The organism is Rhodanobacter sp. OR92 (assembly GCF_000427545.1).
GTDB lineage: Bacteria > Pseudomonadota > Gammaproteobacteria > Xanthomonadales > Rhodanobacteraceae > Rhodanobacter > Rhodanobacter denitrificans.
This window is the reverse complement of the sequence record NZ_ATYF01000026.1, coordinates 1-2,408: the sequence shown is the minus strand read 5'-3', so window position 1 is coordinate 2,408 and position 2,408 is coordinate 1. Positions and strand designations below refer to the sequence as shown.

At 56.0% G+C, this 2,408-nt stretch carries 2 tRNA genes and 1 rRNA gene; all 3 read right to left on the bottom strand.

Annotation, left to right across the window (positions count from 1 at the left end):
- Window positions 1-274: 274 nt before the first annotated feature.
- The 3 genes from RHOOR92_RS0111735 to RHOOR92_RS18755 all read right to left on the bottom strand — a co-directional run bounded on the left by RHOOR92_RS0111735 (window position 275) and on the right by RHOOR92_RS18755 (window position 2,194).
- Window positions 275-350: transfer RNA gene (locus RHOOR92_RS0111735), tRNA-Ala, on the bottom strand.
- Window position 351: 1 nt separating this feature from the next.
- A tRNA-Ile gene (locus RHOOR92_RS0111730) sits at window positions 352-428 on the bottom strand.
- 221 nt (window positions 429-649) lie between these two features.
- Window positions 650-2,194, bottom strand: a 16S ribosomal RNA gene (locus RHOOR92_RS18755).
- Between the last annotated feature and the right edge of the window lie 214 nt (window positions 2,195-2,408).

Genomic DNA, 2,408 nt, shown 5'->3' with positions numbered 1-2,408 from the left:
TCGCAGGCTGCCACGTCCTTCATCGCCTCTGACTGCCAAGGCATCCACCGTATACGCTTAGTCGCTTGACCATATAACCCCAAGTCGCCTCGGGGCATGCACCCTCCTCAGGTGCAGCCAAGTTACTTCGTTTTCGTGCCTTAACACTTGCCTCGGTTCGGTTCGAACCAAGACGCTTGTCACTCGTTTACNTGTTTTCAAAGAACGTCACACCGGCCTCAATGCCGGATGACTTCAAATCTTGTGTGTGCTGATACTTCACGCGGCGCTTGAGTGGTGGAGCCAGTCGGGATCGAACCGACGACCCCCTGCTTGCAAAGCAGGTGCTCTCCCAGCTGAGCTATGGCCCCATGGTGGGTCTGGGTGGACTCGAACCACCGGCCTCACCCTTATCAGGGGTGCGCTCTAACCACCTGAGCTACAGACCCATGAAAGGTGAACCCCAGAACCCGCGAGCCAAGCTACCTGGTCCCGCTTGACGTGGCCGTAAGCCTCGTTCGAAGCGGCTGTTGTGAAGAGTCCGGCCATGGATGGCCGGTCTTGATGTCTGCTCTTCGCAACAGGGACGTTGCGTAAAGCAAACCCTTCGCGTGAAGTACAGGTGTCTTGTGTGGACGTCTTGCGTGAAGACTCACGCCGTCGTTTCTTGAAAGGAGGTGATCCAGCCGCACCTTCCGATACGGCTACCTTGTTACGACTTCACCCCAGTCATGGACCACTCCGTGGGCGTCGTCCCCCTTGCGGTTAGACTAACGCCTTCTGGAGCAACCCACTCCCATGGTGTGACGGGCGGTGTGTACAAGGCCCGGGAACGTATTCACCGCGGCATAGCTGATCCGCGATTACTAGCGATTCCGACTTCATGGAGTCGAGTTGCAGACTCCAATCCGGACTGGGATCGGCTTTCTGGGATTGGCTCCACCTCGCGGTATTGCAACCCTCTGTACCGACCATTGTAGTACGTGTGTAGCCCTGGCCGTAAGGGCCATGATGACTTGACGTCATCCCCACCTTCCTCCGGTTTGTCACCGGCAGTCTCCTTAGAGTTCCCACCATTACGTGCTGGCAACTAAGGACAAGGGTTGCGCTCGTTGCGGGACTTAACCCAACATCTCACGACACGAGCTGACGACAGCCATGCAGCACCTGTGTTCCGATTCCCGAAGGCACTCCCGCATCTCTGCAGGATTCCGGACATGTCAAGGCCAGGTAAGGTTCTTCGCGTTGCATCGAATTAAACCACATACTCCACCGCTTGTGCGGGCCCCCGTCAATTCCTTTGAGTTTCAGTCTTGCGACCGTACTCCCCAGGCGGCGAACTTAACGCGTTAGCTTCGACACTGATCTCCGAGTTGAGACCAACATCCAGTTCGCATCGTTTAGGGCGTGGACTACCAGGGTATCTAATCCTGTTTGCTCCCCACGCTTTCGTGCTTCAGCGTCAGTGTTGTCCCAGATGGCCGCCTTCGCCACTGATGTTCCTCCCGATCTCTACGCATTTCACCGCTACACCGGGAATTCCACCATCCTCTGACACACTCTAGCCACCCAGTATCCATCGCCATTCCCAGGTTGAGCCCGGGGATTTCACGACAGACTTAAGTAACCGCCTACGCACCCTTTACGCCCAGTAATTCCGATTAACGCTTGCACCCTTCGTATTACCGCGGCTGCTGGCACGAAGTTAGCCGGTGCTTATTCCTCAGGTACCGTCAGCCCCATAGGGTATTAACCCGTGGTATTTCGCTCCTGATAAAAGTGCTTTACAACCCGAAGGCCTTCTTCACACACGCGGCATTGCTGGATCAGGCTTGCGCCCATTGTCCAATATTCCCCACTGCTGCCTCCCGTAGGAGTCTGGGCCGTGTCTCAGTCCCAGTGTGGCTGATCATCCTCTCAGACCAGCTAGCGATCGTCGCCTTGGTGGGCCATTACCCCGCCAACTAGCTAATCGCACATCGGTTCGTCCTGCCGCGCGAGGCCCGAAGGTCCCCCGCTTTCTCCCGTAGGACGTATGCGGTATTAGTCCCGGTTTCCCGAGGTTATCCCCCACGTCAGGGTAGATCCCGATGCATTACTCACCCGTCCGCCACTCGCCACCCAAGGAGCAAGCTCCTCTGTGCTGCCGTTCGACTTGCATGTGTTAGGCATGCCGCCAGCGTTCAATCTGAGCCAGGATCAAACTCTTCACTTAAGTTTTCGATCAACCGAAGTCGATCTATCTTTCTGAAGCGTATGTTCCCAACCAATCAAAACTCATTACTGACTTTTTACTTGGTGGGACGCTTGCATTGCTTGGACAGGTCGCAACCCTCCAGCACAAGACGTCCACACAATTCACCTGCGCACACTGTCAAAGATCTTCACCTTGCCGACCACCGTTTCGGTGATCGCCCCGTGACCTTTCG